At 32.3% G+C, this 17890-nt stretch carries 13 protein-coding genes; 3 read left to right on the top strand and 10 right to left on the bottom strand.

Features of this window, described 5'->3' with window-relative positions; all coding sequences use genetic code 11:
• The first annotated feature begins 119 nt into the window (after positions 1–119).
• The gene (gene abc-f, locus DWX74_RS05370) at positions 120–2036 is read left to right on the top strand and encodes a ribosomal protection-like ABC-F family protein (RefSeq protein WP_118549048.1); all 1917 of its coding nucleotides are present in this window, start codon (positions 120–122) and stop codon (positions 2034–2036) included.
• A gap of 4 nt (positions 2037–2040) precedes the next feature.
• On the top strand, positions 2041–3414 hold the full coding sequence (locus tag DWX74_RS05365) for an MATE family efflux transporter (protein WP_199647573.1): 1374 nt from the start codon (positions 2041–2043) through the stop codon (positions 3412–3414).
• Between the two features lie 186 nt (positions 3415–3600).
• Here the strand turns inward: DWX74_RS05365 and tsaD are convergent, their stop codons facing one another.
• The 9 genes from tsaD to secA all read right to left on the bottom strand — a co-directional run bounded on the left by tsaD (position 3601) and on the right by secA (position 15738).
• Positions 3601–4623, bottom strand: a complete 1023-nt coding sequence (tsaD, locus tag DWX74_RS05360) for a tRNA (adenosine(37)-N6)-threonylcarbamoyltransferase complex transferase subunit TsaD (RefSeq protein WP_118549047.1) — start codon at positions 4621–4623, stop codon at positions 3601–3603.
• A 2-nt stretch (positions 4624–4625) separates the two neighbouring features.
• A complete protein-coding gene (rimI, locus tag DWX74_RS05355; protein WP_006438955.1) occupies positions 4626–5096 on the bottom strand; it encodes a ribosomal protein S18-alanine N-acetyltransferase in 471 nt (156 codons plus the stop codon).
• Positions 5097–5155: 59 nt separating this feature from the next.
• Positions 5156–5887, bottom strand: a complete 732-nt coding sequence (gene tsaB / locus DWX74_RS05350) for a tRNA (adenosine(37)-N6)-threonylcarbamoyltransferase complex dimerization subunit type 1 TsaB (protein ID WP_118549046.1) — start codon at positions 5885–5887, stop codon at positions 5156–5158.
• Complete coding sequence (tsaE, locus tag DWX74_RS05345; protein WP_118549084.1) at positions 5888–6340, bottom strand: tRNA (adenosine(37)-N6)-threonylcarbamoyltransferase complex ATPase subunit type 1 TsaE; 453 nt, start codon at positions 6338–6340, stop codon at positions 5888–5890.
• 46 nt (positions 6341–6386) lie between these two features.
• A complete protein-coding gene (locus DWX74_RS05340) occupies positions 6387–7562 on the bottom strand; it encodes an amidohydrolase (protein WP_118549045.1) in 1176 nt (391 codons plus the stop codon).
• 146 nt (positions 7563–7708) lie between these two features.
• The gene (locus tag DWX74_RS05335; RefSeq protein ID WP_118549044.1) at positions 7709–9346 is read right to left on the bottom strand and encodes an ATP-binding protein; all 1638 of its coding nucleotides are present in this window, start codon (positions 9344–9346) and stop codon (positions 7709–7711) included.
• Positions 9347–9566: 220 nt separating this feature from the next.
• Positions 9567–11705, bottom strand: a complete 2139-nt coding sequence (locus DWX74_RS05330; RefSeq protein WP_118549043.1) for a Tex family protein — start codon at positions 11703–11705, stop codon at positions 9567–9569.
• 218 nt (positions 11706–11923) lie between these two features.
• A protein-coding gene (prfB, locus tag DWX74_RS05325; RefSeq protein ID WP_118549042.1) for a peptide chain release factor 2 occupies positions 11924–13037 on the bottom strand; the annotation gives its coding sequence in 2 pieces (ribosomal slippage) (positions 11924–12961 and positions 12963–13037; 1113 coding nt in all).
• 28 nt (positions 13038–13065) lie between these two features.
• Positions 13066–15738: a preprotein translocase subunit SecA gene (gene secA, locus DWX74_RS05320; protein ID WP_118549041.1), complete on the bottom strand. Its 2673-nt coding sequence runs from the start codon at positions 15736–15738 to the stop codon at positions 13066–13068.
• A 267-nt stretch (positions 15739–16005) separates the two neighbouring features.
• Here secA and DWX74_RS05315 point away from each other — a divergent pair, with 267 nt between their 5' ends.
• The gene (locus DWX74_RS05315) at positions 16006–16449 is read left to right on the top strand and encodes a hypothetical protein (protein WP_118549040.1); all 444 of its coding nucleotides are present in this window, start codon (positions 16006–16008) and stop codon (positions 16447–16449) included.
• A gap of 137 nt (positions 16450–16586) precedes the next feature.
• Here DWX74_RS05315 and hpf read toward each other — a convergent pair whose 3' ends face one another.
• Positions 16587–17147, bottom strand: coding sequence for a ribosome hibernation-promoting factor, HPF/YfiA family (hpf, locus tag DWX74_RS05310; RefSeq protein ID WP_118549039.1), 561 nt, complete (start codon positions 17145–17147; stop codon positions 16587–16589).
• Positions 17148–17890 lie beyond the last annotated feature (743 nt).

Here is a 17890-nt window from a genome sequence, read left to right as displayed (position 1 = left end):
CTATTATAATCCATCATGGTTTATTATATAACATACTTTTTTGTAAAACCATACATATAGCCTTGAATATATTATATCAAAACATTATAATTTTAGGTAGCTTGAGGAGGTAGAAATTTATGATTATTTTATCATGTAATAACTTAACTAAGAGTTTTGGTGTAGAATCAATACTCGAAAACATAAGTTTTACTGTTAATGAGGGCGATAAAATCGGCGTTATAGGCGTAAATGGAACTGGAAAAACAACTCTTTTTAAAATAATTTCTGGAATTTACGGATATGACAGCGGAGAAATTTATACATCTAAAGATTGTGAAATCGGTTATTTAGAGCAGAATACCAACTTCTACTCAGACAATACTATTTTTACAGAGGTTTTAGAAGTTTTTAGCGACCTCATAAAAATGGAAGAGGATCTTAGAAAAATGGAATGTGAGATTTCTGACAAAAGTTCAGAAACTAACTCTCCAGATTTACAAAAACTTATGGATAATTATTCACATAAACTAGAACTTTTCCAAAACTCAAACGGCTATGGATATAAATCTGAGGCAAAAGGAGTTTTAAAAGGTCTAGGTTTTAACGATGATGAACTAGAAAAACCAATCAAAATTCTTTCAGGAGGAGAAAAGACCAGAGTTCTTTTAGCTAAGCTGCTACTTAAAAAACCTACTCTTCTTCTACTGGACGAACCTACAAACCATCTTGATTCTGATGCTCTTGAATGGTTAGAACTGTTCCTTAAACAGTACAAAGGAACTGTAATCCTTATTTCCCACGACAGATATTTTTTAGATCAATCTGTAAACAGAATATTTGAGATACATAATAAGAAGTTAAAAGCTTACAATGGAAACTATTCTTATTATGTAGAAAAATCTGCTATCGACAAGGAAATAGAGAGAAAAACTTATGAAGATCAGCAAAAGGAAATAAAAAAACAGGAAGAGTCTATTGAAAGACTAAAGGCTTACGGTAGAGAAAAACATTTAAAAAGAGCTAGAAGCAAAGAAAAAGCTCTTTCTAAAATAGAAGTGCTTGATAAGCCAGATGGAGAAAGAAAAAGAGCGAAAATTAAATTTATACCAGCAGTTGAAAGTGGAAACGACGTTTTAGCAGTAAGAGATGTTGAAATGAGCTTCCCAGATAAGGTTCTATTTAAAGATTTAAACCTTGATATATATAGAGGAGAAAAAGTCGCACTTATAGGACCAAATGGTGCCGGTAAATCTACATTATTCAAGATAATAATGAATGAATTAGAGCCTATACAAGGTGAAGTTAAATTTGGTACAAATGTAAACACTGCGTATTTCCATCAGGAGCAGAAGACTTTAAACCTTGATAATACTGTAATTGACGAGATTTGGGATGCAAACCCTCATCTTACTCAGACAGAGGTTAGAAATATGCTTGGTGCTTTCCTATTTGAAAATGAGGACGTATTCAAAAGAATATCTTCTCTAAGTGGGGGCGAAAGAGCAAGGGTTGCAATTCTTAAACTTATATTATCTCAGTCTAACTTCCTACTTCTTGACGAACCTACAAACCACTTAGACATAGATTCAAAAGAAGTTCTAGAAGAAGCACTTGTAAATTATACAGGAACAATATTCACTATTTCACACGATAGATATTTCCTAAATAAAGTAGTGGATAAAATATTAGTGCTTGACGAAAATAGTGTAACTGAATACCTTGGAAATTACGACTATTATATTGAAAAGAAAAGACAGCTAAGTGAGATGCACAAAGAGGAAAATACTGAGACTAAAACAAAAACTCAGTTAAAAGAAGAAAAAAGAAAAGAAAAAGAACAGAGGGAAATCGAAAGACGGAGCAAAAATAAAATCAAAAAATTAGAAGACGATATCGAGCAGACTGAAAAGAAGATTGCAGGTCTTGATATGATGCTTTGTCAGGAAGAAATTTATTCAAATCCAGAAAAATCAAAAGAAGTAAACCTAGAAAAATCAGAATTAGAGGATAAATTAGCCTCTCTTTATGAAAAATGGGAACAGATAATGGAGTAAATTATTGAAAAAACTGTTTGCATTTGATGATTATAATAAGAGATTTTTCAGTATTCTTTTATCTTTATGCATACCTATAATAATACAGAACCTTATCTCATCTTCAGTAAATGTAATAGATACTGTTATGATTAGTAGCTTGGGTGAAGTTTCTGTCGCATCTGTAGGTGTTGCAAACCAGTTCTTCTTTATCTTTAATATGTGTCTTGCTGGTGTTTTAGGAGGATCTGGACTGTTTATATCACAGTTTTTCGGGAAAAATGATATAACTAATATTAAAAAAGTCACTGCACTTAGTATACTGCTTGGTTTAGTTATGAGTCTTCCTTTTGTAATAATCGCTTTTGTTTCGCCAGAAAGCATAATACACATATTTTCATATGACTCTGAGGTTGTATCTTTATGTAGAAATTATTTTAAAATAGTAGTAATCAGCTACCCTTTAACCGCTATAAGTATGGGGTTTGGGGTATGCTCTCGTAGTATAAAAAATCCAAATATAGGTATGAAATGTAGTGCAATTGCAATAGTTGTAAATGTGTGTTTAAACTATGTACTTATCTTTGGTAAATTCGGATTCCCTAGAATGGGAGTTGAAGGTGCTGCTCTAGCTACTTTAATCGCCAGACTAGTAGAAGCAATTATAATGGTCTGGTATGTATATCTATACAAAAAAGATTATATGCTTAGATTTAATATTCATCATTTTGGAATGTTTGAAAAAGATTTTTTAGTTGCATATGGCTCTAAAAGTTTTCCAATATTCCTAAATGAATCTTTCTGGGCAGTAGCTACAGTATGTTACTCAGTAGCCTATGCTATGGCTGGAACATCTGCAATTGCTGCAAGCCAGATAGCTACAACAACTAGTAACTTCTTTGTTATGACTGCAATGTGTATCGCTATGGGATCATCTATAATGCTTGGAAATGAACTTGGTTCTGACCATATTGACAGAGCTTTAGATTATTCTAAAAAATTAGGAGTTATAGTTACTGTAACTGGCTTTTTAATGGGTATTCTTTTAATAATATCTATACCTATGCTTTTAAAGGTGTTTAGTGTATCTGAGACACTTGCACCGGATATAACTAAGATATTTATTATAATGGCTATTGTAATGGCTCTGAGAGCTTTTAATACGTTTATTATTATAGGTGTTCTTAGAAGTGGTGGGGATACTAAAATGGCCCTTATCATCGAAATGGGCTCTATGTGGCTTGGATCTGTTCCTTTGACATTCCTGGCTGCAAAATGGGGACTACCTATATATTTACTTGTACGGTGTACATCGGTCGAAGAAATAATAAAATTTATCCTTGGAGTACCTAGAGCATTGAGTAAAAAGTGGGCAGTTAATATTGTAAAAGATTTATAAATTATACGGAAAAAGGGTATCATATATCACATTTGCTCCAGGCTTCAGCGACTCGCACTTTTATGTAACACATTTATAAGTTGCGAGTCGCTTGCAGAATTGTCGCTGCATCGTGATATACAGATACCCTTTTTATAATTTAAAATCTTTAACAGATACTTTTAAATACTGCTCACTATCTTAGGTTTACAGTTTATTATCTGTAATCTGTAAGTTAGGAACAGCATTTAGGTTCATGTCATCTACTCTTCCTTTTATGTAGTTATAGTATCCCGCGCATCCTATCATTGCAGCATTGTCTGTGCAAAGTATTAGCGGTGGATATTTTACTTCTATTCCGTTTTCTTTTCCTAGCATTTCTATTTTTTCTCTAAGTCCAGAGTTTGAAGCAACACCACCAGATAGAGTTACTACGTTATAACCTTTTTCTTTAGCTGCTTTTATGGCTTTGTTAGCTAGTACATCTGTTACAGCATCCTGGAAAGATGCAGCAACATCTGCTTCTACTATTTCTTCTTTTTTCATTTTTTTAGCATTTAAGTAGTTTAATACTGCAGATTTTATTCCACTAAAGCTGAAATCATATCCTTCATCCATATACGCTCTAGGGAATTCTATTGCATCTTTATTTCCTTCTTTTGCTAATTTATCTATTATTGGTCCACCTGGATATCCAAGTCCCATAGCTCTTGCTACTTTGTCAAATGCTTCTCCAGATGCATCATCTCTTGTTCTACCTAATATTTCATATTCTCCATAGTCCTTAACCTCAACTAGATGAGTGTGACCTCCAGAAACTATAAGTGTTATAAATGGTGGTTTTAAATCTTTATGTGCTATGTAGTTAGCACTTAAATGTCCTTCTATATGATTTACACCAACTAGAGGAATATCTAGCGCATAAGCCATGGCTTTTGCATAAGATAATCCAACTAAAAGTGCTCCAACAAGTCCTGGACCGTAAGTAACTGCTATATGAGTTATATCATTCATATTTATATTTGCTTCATCTAAAGCCTGCTGCACAACTATATCTATATTTTCTATATGTTTTCTTGAAGCTACTTCTGGAACTACTCCACCAAATTTTTTATGTATATCTATCTGTGTTGATATTATATTTGAAAGAACTTCTCTCCCGTTTTTAAGGACAGATGCAGCTGTTTCATCACAGCTACTTTCTATCGCTAAAGTTATTATATCGCTCATTTTTACACCTCCGAAAGCTGATTCCACATTATTATTGCGTCTTCTCTGTTGTCGCTATAATATTCTTTTCTAACACCAGCCATTTTAAATCCGTATTTTTTGTACAGATTTTGTGCTACTAAATTGCTTCTTCTGACCTCTAAAGTCATAGCAACTATTTTATTTTCTTTGCAAAGTTTTACCATTTCTTTTAGTAGCTCATTTCCTATTTTAAGTCCTCTATAATCGCTGTGAACTGCAACATTTGTTATATGCCCTTCATCGATTATAAGCCAAATTCCTATATATCCTACTATTTTAGAGTCCTTTTCTGCTACTAAATATCTAGCATTGCTGTTTTTAACCTCGTCTATAAATGACTGCTTAGACCAGAAATCTTCAAAGCAATTTTTCTCAACTTCGAAAACTCCATCCACATCGTCCATAGTCATTTCTCTTACTATTACATCAGAAAGTTTTTCTGTATTTTCCATTTTCCCTCTTCTTATTTGAATTCCTGTATAGAATTCAATTCCTTCTTTCCTTCAAATTTCTATTTGTTTTCAGCTGTTTTCTGAGCCTCTAATTTTTTCATTTTTTCTTCGTACTGTACTTCTGCCTGAGATTTTCTTATGTATATTGGGTTTACATCGTAGCAGCTGTGAACTCCCTCACCTCTTTTATACTTAGCTAAAGCAACTGCACAAACACTTGCTGCCTTAGTTACATTGTGAGAAACTGCTGGGATATGTATATTTTCTACTTCTGATAGCTTATCTTCGTATTTTGAAACAGCTTCTCCAAGAACTATACATTCTTCTCCAGAATTTTTTATAATCTCTATTAAATCATCTATCTCTTTTACATCCATTCCTTCAAGCTCTACAAGCTCGTCGTTTTTATACTCGTATTTTGCTGTATATACCTGCGTTCTCTGTGCATCCAGTATTGGATATATTTTCTTGTCACAAAGGTCCATATTTCCAGCTAAGCTTTCTAACGCATTGACAGCTAATATTGGAATATTGTTTACATGAGAGATAGCCTTTGCTGTAGCCATACTTATTCTAAGACCTGTAAAAGATCCTGGCCCTACAGAAACTGCTATTGCATCCATATCCTCTATACTTAAATCGCTCATATTAAGCATAGTTTCTATCATAGGCATTAATTTCTGTGAGTGAGTCTTTTTGTTATTTATAACAAATTCACATATAAGACAATCATCTTCCACAACAGCTACACTGCATGCTCTTGAAGATGTATCCATTCCTAAAATTTTCATCTATAAATTCATCTCCTCAATCATTTTTTCGTATTTTTCTCCAACAGGCTCGAATGTTACCTCTCTACCCATTTCTTTATACTTCATATCTATTTTTAAATATTCATCTGGAAGTATATCCTCTATTAAATTCGCCCATTCTATTATACAAACTCCATCTGAGTTTATATATTCGTCGTATCCTATATCGTACATTTCCTCGCTACATCCTATTCTATAAACGTCGAAATGGTATAGAGGCAATCTACCCTGATATTCGTTCACTATTGTAAATGTAGGGCTAGTTATATAATCATCTACTCCAAGTGATTTTGCAAAACTCTGAGTAAATGTAGTCTTTCCGGCTCCTAAATCTCCAACTAGACAAATAATTGAACCAGTATCTACTAATTTTCCTAGTTTTTCACCAAGTTCCTTTGTCTTATTTTCGTCTTCTAAAAAAATTCTTTTCATATTTATCTCCGTATTTTTAATTTGTCTTTTATATTTTCCTTGTATATTATCTTTTATAAACAACTTTTCCATCTATTATCGTACACATTACTTTTCCACCTAAATCAAATGGTGAGCCTTCCCATAAAACTATGTCCGCATCCTTACCTTCTTCAAGAGAACCAACTTTTTTGTCTATTCCAAGTGTTTTGGCTGGGTTTATAGTTATCGCTCTAAGTGCTGCATCTTCTTTCATACCATTTTTAATAGCCATTCCTGCGCACATTGGAAGGTGCTGAACTGGTATTACAGGGTGGTCTGTCATTAGAGATACTTCTATCCCTGCATTTGAAAGTATTCCCGCTGTTTCAAGAGAAAGATTTCTAAGCTCTGGTTTAGATCTATCTGTCAATGATGGACCTACTATTATTGGATATTCTCCATTTTCTTCAAGAAGCTCATCTACTATTAAATGCCCTTCTGTACAGTGGTCTATAGTTAGCTTTAAGTCGAATTCCTTTGCAATTCTTATCGCTGTGAATATATCATCAGCTCTATGTGCATGTGCTTTTAGAGGAATTCTTCTTCTAAGTACCGGTATTAAGCTCTCAAGCTTCATATCGTACTCTGGCTTATCTATATCATTATCATCAGCTTCACTGTAAAAACTCATTTCCTCAAGATAATCCTGTGCCTTTCTAAAGTTTTCTCTAAGTATAGCTGCAATCGCCATTCTTGTTTGAGGAGATTTTTCATCCTGTCCATAGCAACTCTTTGGATTTTCACCAAATGCTATTTTTACAGCTACAGGATTTTTTATTACCATTTTATCTATTCTCTTTCCAAATGTCTTTATCGCTATACACTGTCCTCCCATAACATTTGCACTTCCTGGAGTTACACATACAGATGTGATTCCACCTTCGTACGCTTCCTTAAATGTATGGTCCATTGGATTTATAGCATCTATTGGGTTTAAATTAGGTGTAATTGGATCTGTTTCTTCATTTCCATCTGCTCCTTCAAATCCTAGACCATCTTCCCAAAGTCCAAGATGTGTATGGGCATCTATGAATCCTGGAAATACATTTAATCCATCTGCATCAATTACTTCAACATCTTCAAGGCATGTTGTATCTATTGACTCTGCAATTTTTTCTATTTTTTTATTTTTTATAAGGATATCTCCTTTTATTTCTCCATTTGTTACTGTGTTTATGTTTCCGTTTTTTATAAGAATCATATATATCTTCCTTTCTATGAGATGATATACTATTATACAACTTCAATATATCATTGCATACTGTTTCATAATATATTATATTAGAATTTTTAAGTGTTATCAAATAAAAAGACTGCTACGCTTATTCGTTAGCAGTCTTTTTCTGTTTATTTTTTATTTTTAATTTCAGACTCATACTTGAATCTATATTTTCCTCTTCCTTTTCCATTAACTTGTACTATTACATCCATTTCTTTCAATTTTTTCATGACTCTTATTGCTGTCGATTTTGACTTACCTAGTATCTTACTAACTTCTAAATTTCCTATAATCTGATTTGTTTCTACCTCATCATATACTTTTAAAATATTTTCTACTACTTCTCTTGGAAATTTTTTTGTTTCTAATAATCTTTCTATACTTATTTTGCTTAATTTAGTATATTTATAATCATTAATTTTATTTCCCAAAGTGTCACCAAAATCATCTGAAACAGCCTTTTCATTTCCCAAAGTGTCACTAAAATCACCTAAAACCACCTTTTTATTTCCCAAAGTGTCACTAAAATCATCTGAAACAGCCTTTTTATTTCCCAAAGTGTCATCTGATTGTATAATATACTGCAGCTTTGATGAATCTACTTTATTATTAAATACAATTGCCTTTAATATAAATGTATCCATATAATACTCCACTTCTTTAAACCCAGCTTCCTTCAATTCTTTGTAAATACGATCCACACCCTCTCCATATTCCTTGACATAGCCAAAATATTTTAAGTACTCTGCAATCTTTGGATTTCTAGAAAAATGAGTGTGTCTCATATTATCCTTTTTAACAAGTCCAGGTAATTTCCCAGGACTCTCTACAACCAACCTATCATCAAACATTTTAATTTGTATTTCTGTTCCTCTAATACTGTAATCTCTATGAGTTATAGCATTAACCACAAGTTCTTGCCTTACAAATTTAGGATATTCTTCAACAGTCACAAATCTGCCGTCTTTTTCTAAAAAAGTCTTTTCTTTTATTTGAGAATCTATATATTCTATAGTTTTCTTCAGCATATCATATATTTTCCCCTCAAATACAATATCCTTAACTACATTCATCTCGGCTCCAGTTTTTTCTTCTATTCCATCATATTTTATGAATCTGACTCTAGCTCTAGGAAAAAAATCCTGTGGTCTTTTTCCAAATAAAAGTATCGCTGCTGTACTTAAAACATCTTTTCCATTCTTTTCTTTTAAAAATCCTTTATTTTCCTTTAGATAACTTATTTCATCTTTTGAATACCCTATTATTTTTATATAATCTCTTAAAAAAGGAATATCTATATCATCTATTGTCGCATCAACTACCTCTGTATCTTCAAAGTTTCTCTCTCCTTTATCATACATAAGTTGTATTCTTTCCTCAAAATTTAATTTTATAGACTTATCCCCAACTCTTATAAATACCTCATCTTGCTGATTTTTATGTACAACAGAGTCAGACTCTATCTCCATAAGTAATATATGATTGTCAAAGCCATCAGAATCAATACACTCTATCCTTTTAGACTTTACTCTTATACTTGGAAAACAGTACCTAAAAGGCACTTCTAAAATCTCATTTATTTTTTCTTCATAGTAGTCTATCCCCTCAATAATTCTATTCTTATCTGTTATTCCTATAGCTATCATCCCACCATCTGAATTTGCAAATGCTATTATATGCTTTGCCAATTCCTTTGGCTTGATTTTAATACTTTTCCTATCAAATACAGAACCCTCTTCTAAACCTAATATATAATTTATATCCATACTCATACCTCTTTTCTATATATATTGCTATCTATTTATATTTTTTCCAAATATACACAATATATATACAAGGGCTTTTAAAAACATACTTGATATATAATTTTATAAAAGAGGAACCTCTCAGTAAAACTGGTAATTTTATACATACAATAAAAAAACAGCTGAGAAAAATCCCAGCTGCCATTTAAATATCATTTTCTTTTTTATATATTTTTTAAAATTATACATTCATACTTAATGCTATTCTATTTTTTTCCTTGTCAACATTTACAACCTTAACATCTATTATATCCCCAACAGATACAACTTCCATAGGATCATTTACCTTTACACCCATTTCTTTCTTGTGAACAAGTCCATCAGTTTTAACACCTATATCAACAAATGCACCAAAATCTACAACATTTCTAACAGTACCTTTAAGCACCATTCCATCTCTTAAATCATCCATGCTAAGGACATCAGTTCTAAGAATTGGCTTCATACCATCTTCTCTAGGGTCTCTACCTGGTCTTTTAATCTCTACAATTATATCTTTTATTGTAGGAACACCTGATTCAAGTTCTTCTGCTAATTTAGTTAATCCCACAACCTTAACTTTTTCATCTATATCTTTTAAATTTCCATTTTTTATATCGTCTTTAGAGTATCCAAGTACAGTTAGCATTTTTTCACAAGTAGCATAACTTTCTGGATGAACTCCTGTATTATCAAGAGGATTTTTAGCTTCTGGAATTCTTAAAAATCCCGCACACTGTGTAAATGCTTTTGGACCAAGTTTGCTTACTTTTTTAATTTCACTTCTAGATTTGAATTCTCCATTTTCTTCTCTGTATGCTACTATGTTTTTAGCTACAGCTGAACTAATTCCTGCAACATGTTCTAAAAGCGATGCGGATGCTGTATTTAAGTCCGCACCTACACTATTTACCGCATCCTCTACAACACCGTCTAATACTTCTTCTAGTCTTTTTCCATTAACATCGTGCTGATACTGTCCAACACCTATGCTCTTTGGATCTATTTTTATAAGCTCTGCAAGAGGATCCTGAATTCTTCTAGCTATAGAAATTGCACCTCTAATAGATACGTTGATATCTGGATGTTCTTTAGCTGCTAATTCTGAAGCGGAATATACAGATGCCCCTGCTTCACTTACAATAACGTATTTAACATCTAAATTATTATCTTTTATCATCTTTGCAACAAATGCTTCAGATTCCCTAGAAGCTGTACCATTTCCAATAGCTATTATATCTATATCGTGTTTTTTAATTAATCCTATTAATTCCTTTTCTGCCTCAGATTTTTTAGCCTGACTTCCTGTAACAAATACAACCGCTGAGTCTAAGAATTTACCATTTCTATCAACTACCGCAATCTTACATCCGGTTCTAATTCCAGGGTCAAATCCCATAACATTTTTACCATGTATAGGTGGCTGAAGAAGTAGGCTGTTTAAGTTTTTCCCGAACACACTTATTGCTCTTTCCTGACCTTTTTCTGTAAGCTCGTTTCTTATCTCTCTTTCAATTGCAGGGAAAATAAGTCTCTTATACGCATCTTCTATAGCCTCAACAACTATTTCTCTACATTTTCCAGATAATTTCTTAGTATATCTTCTTTCTATCCAACCTTTTACATATTCGTCGTCTATTTCTATTTTAACCTTTAAGATTTTTTCATTTTCTCCCCTATTTACAGCTAATATTCTATGTGGCGCTATGTATTTAACAGGCTCTGAATAGTCGTAATACATTTCGTAAACAGTCTTTTCATCAGAACTTCCCTTAGATACAACCCTACCTCTATTTCTTGCATTCTCTCTTAAATATTTTCTAACTTCTGCATCATCTGAAACAATCTCAGCTATTATATCATTAACACCTTTTAAAACATCCTCTACAGATTTTAAATCTTTTTCTTCGTCTATATACTTGCTAGCTAGTCCATCTACGTCATCAGTTTTACCATACATTATCTCAAGTGCAGGTTTTTCTAAGCCCTTTTCTTTAGCAATAGATGCTCTAGTTCTCTTTTTCTTCTTAAATGGTGCGTAAACATCCTCAACTTCCTGAAGAGTATTTGCCTTCTCAACAGCCTTAGAAATCTCCTTAGTCAATTTTCCTTGCTCATCAATAAGTCTAATAACATCTTCCTTTCTAGACTCTAAATTTCTAAGATAAACTAGTTTTTCGTGGAACTGTCTAAGAACAGTATCACTCATCTCACCAGTCTTTTCCTTTCTATATCTCGCAATAAATGGAATAGTATTCCCCTCATCAATAAGCTCTATAGTATTAACAACCTGAAAATCCTTTAGGTTGAACTCTTCCTTCAAAATATTATTAATATCCACCTAGGTCACTCCCATCTTAAAATCATTTACTACAACTAATATTATACTTCAAAAAACAAACTTCTCCAACATCTCGCTCTTCAGATACATTTACTTAATTCGTATTTTAACTCGGTAAAAAATTAAAACTTGTAAAACAAAAGAAGGGAGTAGCTTGCACTACACGCCCGTCGCCTGTAGAGGCGCCAGTGTAGGCAAGTTACTCCCTTCTTTCCAATTTACTTACTTAATTTTTTCCGAGTTAAATACGAATTAATAAATATATCAATATTTCCATTCATCACAGCATCAACGTTTCCTGTTTCCGTATTAGTTCTATGGTCTTTTACCATTTTATACGGCTGGAAAACATAGGATCTTATCTGGCTACCCCAAGTTATCTGAGTATATTTGCCCTGTAAATCTTCTATCTTTTCCTTCTGTTCCATTTCCTTAATATCAATCAGCTTAGCCATAAGCATTCTCATAGCAACTTCTCTATTAAGGTGCTGAGACCTTTCATTCTGACACTGAACTGTAATTCCTGTTGGAAGATGAGTTATTCTAACAGCAGAGTCTGTAGTATTTACATGCTGACCACCTGCACCAGATGCTCTATATGTATCTACTTTTAAATCGTTCTGATTTATCTCTACCTCTATATTTTCATCTAATTCTGGAATTACATCAACAGATGCAAAAGATGTGTGTCTTTTTCCAGAAGGGTCAAATGGAGAAATTCTTACAATTCTATGTACTCCTTTTTCTCCTTTTAAATATCCATAGGCATTATCTCCCTGGATAAGCATTACAGCTGTTTTTATACCAGCTTCTGGATCTGAAATTAAGTCTAAAAGCTTAACTTTATAATCTCTACCTTCTGCCCATCTTATATACATTCTAAGAAGCATCTGAGCCCAATCCTGAGCATCAAGCCCACCAGTACCAGCATTTATAGACACTATTGCATTATTCTTGTCGTATTCACCGCTTAAAAGCGTCTGAATAGTCATCTCATCTATAACATCTTTTAATTTATTTATAGAGTCAGAAATTTCTTTTTCTATATCTTCTGAGTCATCCTCTTCAAGTCCAAGCTCAATTAATACTTCTATATCCTCAAGATTTTTTTGAAGTTGCTCAAATTTTTCTACAGTCTCACAAAGTTTTTTGTTTTCCTGAAGAACTTTATGTGCATTTTCATTATCTTCCCAAAAATCCTGTTTTTCCATATCTTGCTCGTTTTCTATTATCTTTTCTTTGAGTCTTTCTATGTCAAAGAGAAACACTCAATTCTTGTATATTTTCAGACATCGCATCTAATTCGTGTCTGTATTCCTGCACATTTAGCATTGTATCCTCCTAAATTGCCTTTATCTTATTATCTTCCACAGCAGTTTTTATATTTTTTACCGCTTCCACAAGGACAAGGATCATTTCTTCCTACTTTTTTGTCAGCTACAACTGGCTTTTTACCTGTTCCTTCTGTATCAGGAGATTCTAATTTATCTACATCTACTACAGCTTTTCTTTCAGCTGGAACTTCAACAGTTATATTGAATAAGAACTTAACTGTATCTTCTCTTATAAGTTTGTTCATATCGTCAAACATGTCGAAACCTTCCATTTTGTATGCTATAACTGGGTCCTGCTGTCCTAAAGCTCTTAGTCCTATACCCTGACGTAACTGATCCATAGCATCTATATGGTCTATCCAATGGTTATCAACAGACTGAAGAAGTACTATTCTTTCAACTTCTCTCATTCTATCTGAACCTATATTTTCTTCTTTTATAGTGTATAGCTGTATTGCTCTTTCATTAACTTTTTCAGCTAATTCTATAGAATTTAGTCCTGTAAAGTCTATATCTTCAAGACTTCCAACTGGCATAAATTTATTGTACATATGTTTTTTGAATTCTTCTGAATTAAATCCAGTTTCTAAATCAAATTCATCAACTGCATCTACTATTATAGAGTGAATCATATCCTGTATCTGTTCCTGTAAGTTTTCTCCAGCAAGAACTCTTCTTCTTTCTTTGTATATGATTTCTCTCTGTTTATTCATAACGTCATCGTATTCTAGGACGTGTTTTCTTATACCGAAGTTTTTACCTTCGACTTTTTTCTGAGCAGATTCTATAGATTTAGTAAGCATTCTATGTTCTATTGGCATATCTTCTTCTAGACCTATTTTATCTACTAATCCCTGTATTCTTTCAGAACCGAATAATCTCATTAAATCGTCATCAAGTGCTATATAGAATCTTGAAGAACCTGGGTCACCCTGTCTACCAGCACGACCTCTTAACTGGTTGTCTATACGTCTTGATTCGTGTCTTTCTGTACCTATTATACAAAGACCTCCAGCTGCAAGAACTTCCTGCTGTTCAGCATCTGTCTGTTCTTTGAACTGTTTGTATAATTTCTGGTATGTTTTTCTAGCTGCATCTAATTCTTCATTCTCTTCAACACCAGCTACTTCATTAGCTGCATTTACTCTGTTTATAGTTTCTTCTGTGAAGTTCATTTTCTTCATTTCTTTTATAGCCATGAATGAAGGGTTACCACCTAGAAGTATATCTGTACCCCTACCAGCCATATTAGTTGCTATTGTAACAGCACCTAATCTACCAGCCTGAGCTATTATTTCTGCTTCTTTTTCGTGGTATTTTGCATTTAGAACCTCGTGTTTGATTCCTCTTTTTCTTAATATATCTGAAAGTATTTCAGATTTTTCTATTGAAACTGTACCTACTAGAACTGGCTGTTTTTTAGCATGTCTTTCTGCTATATCATCTGCAACGGCATTGAATTTACCTCTTGTACTTTTGTAAACTGTATCTGGTAAATCTTCTCTTACCATTGGTTTATTTGTAGGTACCTGGAATACGTCCATTTTGTATATAGCTTTGAACTCTTCTTCTTCTGTTTTAGCAGTACCAGTCATTCCTGATAATTTTTTGTACATTCTGAAGTAGTTCTGGAATGTTATTGTAGCTAAAGTTTTAGATTCTCTCTGAACTTTTAATCCTTCTTTAGCTTCTATTGCCTGATGAAGTCCATCTGAGTATCTTCTACCAAACATTAGACGTCCTGTGAATTCGTCAACTATAACTATTTCACCGTCTTTTTCAACGTAGTCAACATCTCTCTTCATTATAACGTGAGCTTTTAAAGCTTGATTTATATGGTGATATAGTTCTGTATGAGCTACATCAGTTATATTATCAACATTGAAGTACATTTCCGCTTTTTTAACACCTGATTCAGTAAGTGAAACAGCTTTATCTTTTTCTTCCTGTTCATAATCATCTGGTTTTAAAGTATTTACAAATGTATTTGCATCTGTGTATAAATGAGTTGATTTGTCCCCAGGTCCAGATATTATAAGTGGTGTTCTTGCTTCATCAACTAATATAGAGTCGACCTCATCGACTATAGCATAGTTTAATTCTCTCTGAACCATCTGTTCTTCATGAATTACCATGTTGTCTTTTAAGTAGTCGAAACCAAATTCGTTGTTTGTTCCGTAAGTTATATCGCAGTCATACTGTCTTTTTCTAACTTTTGGACTCTGACCATGTACTATAACACCTACTGTCATTCCTAAGAATTCGTATACTTTTGCCATCTGATCACGGTCACGTTTTGCTAGGTAGTCGTTGACAGTTACAACGTGTACCCCTTTTCCTTCAAGGGCATTAAGATATACTGGACAAGTAGCAACAAGAGTTTTACCTTCCCCAGTTTTCATCTCAGCTATTCTACCTTCGTGAAGTACCATACCACCTATTAACTGAACTTTGTAGTGTCTAAGCCCTAATGTTCTTTTTGAAGCTTCTCTAACAACTGCAAATGCTTCTGGTAGTATATCATCTACTGTTTCGCCATTAGCTAATCTTTCTTTAAATTTATCAGTCATTCCTCTTAATTCTTCATCATTCATTGCCTCAAATTTTGGCTCTAATGATTCTATAAGGTCTGCTGTTTTTTCGAATTTTTTTAAATCTTTTCTATCGGCCATATTAAACAGGCTATCTAAAAAACCCATAATTCAATCTCTCCTTCGAACTAATTTATGTTATATTTTTACATATTCTAATTTTATGCTATCTTTCATTTTACCATAAAAAAAAGGTGTATGTATGAAAATTTGAAAAATAGATTAAGTATATAATTATAGTATAGATTTTTTCTATCAACTTGTCGAATTGTATTGAAATAACTTTACATTTATCAAACATACTTTTAACATAGTCTTCTCTTTTTAATTTATCATGATATAATTAAATCTAATAATTTACACGAGGTACGGTATATGAAAAATATAATAATAAAAGATAAAAAACAATATTTAATATTGTTGAAAAAATTATTTGATAAATGCGATTCTTTTAAAATAGTAGTTCCTTTAAACAAAATTTTTTCTAACGTAAATAATAACTCTATGCCATTAATAATACAAAAACTTTTGCCCTATTCTACTAACTCAGAAAATGCAAGTACATGGCCTGGAACAAAGGTAAGCAGAGGACAAAAGAAAAACTATCGAATATATACTTTTAAAATATGTTCTCAAACATTTGACATAATGAAAAAGTACTCTAACTTTTTTGATGTAAAGTTTGAAAATGAAATAGAATACTATACTTCTTTTAACGAAGATATTCAGCTAGATATTTCTTTCTTTGAATATAATAATTGTATATTCTATACTACTGTTCATGAAGGAATCTGTATGATAGAAAAAGAATTATCGTAAATATAAAAAAGAACCTATTAGAATAGATACTTATTAAAGTTATCTCTATCTATAGGTTCTTTTTAACTATATTTTTATTTCATCTTAAAATTTTATTACTTTTTCTCTTTTAATATAATCAATTTATATATGATATTTTAGTATTCTTCTTGTTCTATTATACCATATCCACCATTTTTACGTTTGTAAACTAGAGCTATTTCATCAGTTTCATCATTTTTGAATATATAGAAATCATGTCCAACTAATTCCATCTGAAGAACTGCTTCTTCTTCACTCATTGGTTTAACATTTATTTTTTTACGTCTCTTGATTTCAAATGGCACTTCTTCAAAATCTTCTAATTCTTCTTCTAGTATAGCATCATTTATTTCTGAACTATCGAATCTTATACTCTTATTGTCCTGATGTCTTTTCTGCATTTTATCTTTATATTTTTTAAGCTGTATTTTTAATTTATCAACAACAAGATCTATTGCAGGATATAAGTTTTCCTGAGATTCCTCTGCTCTTATAACATGACCATTTTTAGGAGCTATAGTTACTTCTATTTTGTGTCTTCCTTTCTTAGCGCTTACAGTAACTTTTACATCTGTATCAGGACTTATATATTTATCTAATTTACTTAATTTACTTTCTATATTGTCCTTGATTCCCTGAGTTAATTCCATTTGTTTTCCAGATATAGTAAGTTTCATAACTACCTCTCCTTTCGGTATCAAGCTGATATTTCTATACTTTTAAAGTAATCGCTTGATATTTATTTCTTGTTATATATATTCTACATACATTTAACATTCCCTTCTTTTTTCAATAAATTTTTATTTTTTTCTGACAATTTTGTAGAGAAGTTCTATTTTTAATAGTTATTTTTACACACATATTCGTGGATAATGTGGATATTATGCTGTTGATAGTGTGGATAAGTTTGTTGATAAGTAATTTTTTGTGTATATTACTTGAGTGTAGCTTTTTATTTTTCCACAGAAAACTGTTTGTATTGTTATTAACTTGTTAATTATTTTTTATATATTTAACATAACTTTTTTCATTTAATTTTTAGTTTTACCACAACTATGTAGAGTATTTTTGCTTTACACTATAAAATTCAACAAAAAAAGAGATGAAGCATTTGCTTCATCTCTTTTTTTAGATATTCAGCTGACCTGGTCTTTTCCCCCACACTCGCCTACTGGAGGGTTCGCTCTGGTTCGCATCACTACTACTCTCTCTCGATTGGAATTTATTTTTTGAATATCGGTAGGTCTTACTTCTAGGCCGCACTATGATCACTGCCCCGCTTTTAGGACTAGCTTACGTGGATCCCTTTGCCTGCGACTGGCCTGGACTTTCAACCACAGACCTGAACATCTTTACATATTTTAATATATTTATCTTAACTCGTCAATATTTTTCTTTATTCTAATAAATATTTCCCCAG

The organism is Peptoclostridium sp. AF21-18, from assembly GCF_003478825.1.
Classification (GTDB): domain Bacteria; phylum Bacillota; class Clostridia; order Peptostreptococcales; family Peptostreptococcaceae; genus Peptacetobacter.
The sequence above is the reverse complement of the archived record's forward strand: the minus strand, read 5'-3'. Positions and strand labels throughout refer to the sequence as shown.

What these genes read in the sequence shown, in the direction of transcription:
- rimI (WP_006438955.1), bottom strand. Translation starts at nt 5,096, where the DNA reads ATGGAAAATACAGAAAAACTTTCTGATGTAATAGTAAGAGAAATGACT.
- tsaE (WP_118549084.1), bottom strand. Translation starts at nt 6,340, where the DNA reads ATGAAAAGAATTTTTTTAGAAGACGAAAATAAGACAAAGGAACTTGGT.
- tsaD (WP_118549047.1), bottom strand. Translation starts at nt 4,623, where the DNA reads ATGAGCGATATAATAACTTTAGCGATAGAAAGTAGCTGTGATGAAACA.
- tsaB (WP_118549046.1), bottom strand. Translation starts at nt 5,887, where the DNA reads ATGAAAATTTTAGGAATGGATACATCTTCAAGAGCATGCAGTGTAGCT.
- DWX74_RS05340 (WP_118549045.1), bottom strand. Translation starts at nt 7,562, where the DNA reads ATGATTCTTATAAAAAACGGAAACATAAACACAGTAACAAATGGAGAA.
- abc-f (WP_118549048.1), top strand. Translation starts at nt 120, where the DNA reads ATGATTATTTTATCATGTAATAACTTAACTAAGAGTTTTGGTGTAGAA.
- hpf (WP_118549039.1), bottom strand. Translation starts at nt 17,147, where the DNA reads ATGAAACTTACTATATCTGGAAAACAAATGGAATTAACTCAGGGAATC.
- DWX74_RS05335 (WP_118549044.1), bottom strand. Translation starts at nt 9,346, where the DNA reads ATGGATATAAATTATATATTAGGTTTAGAAGAGGGTTCTGTATTTGAT.
- DWX74_RS05315 (WP_118549040.1), top strand. Translation starts at nt 16,006, where the DNA reads ATGAAAAATATAATAATAAAAGATAAAAAACAATATTTAATATTGTTG.
- secA (WP_118549041.1), bottom strand. Translation starts at nt 15,738, where the DNA reads ATGGGTTTTTTAGATAGCCTGTTTAATATGGCCGATAGAAAAGATTTA.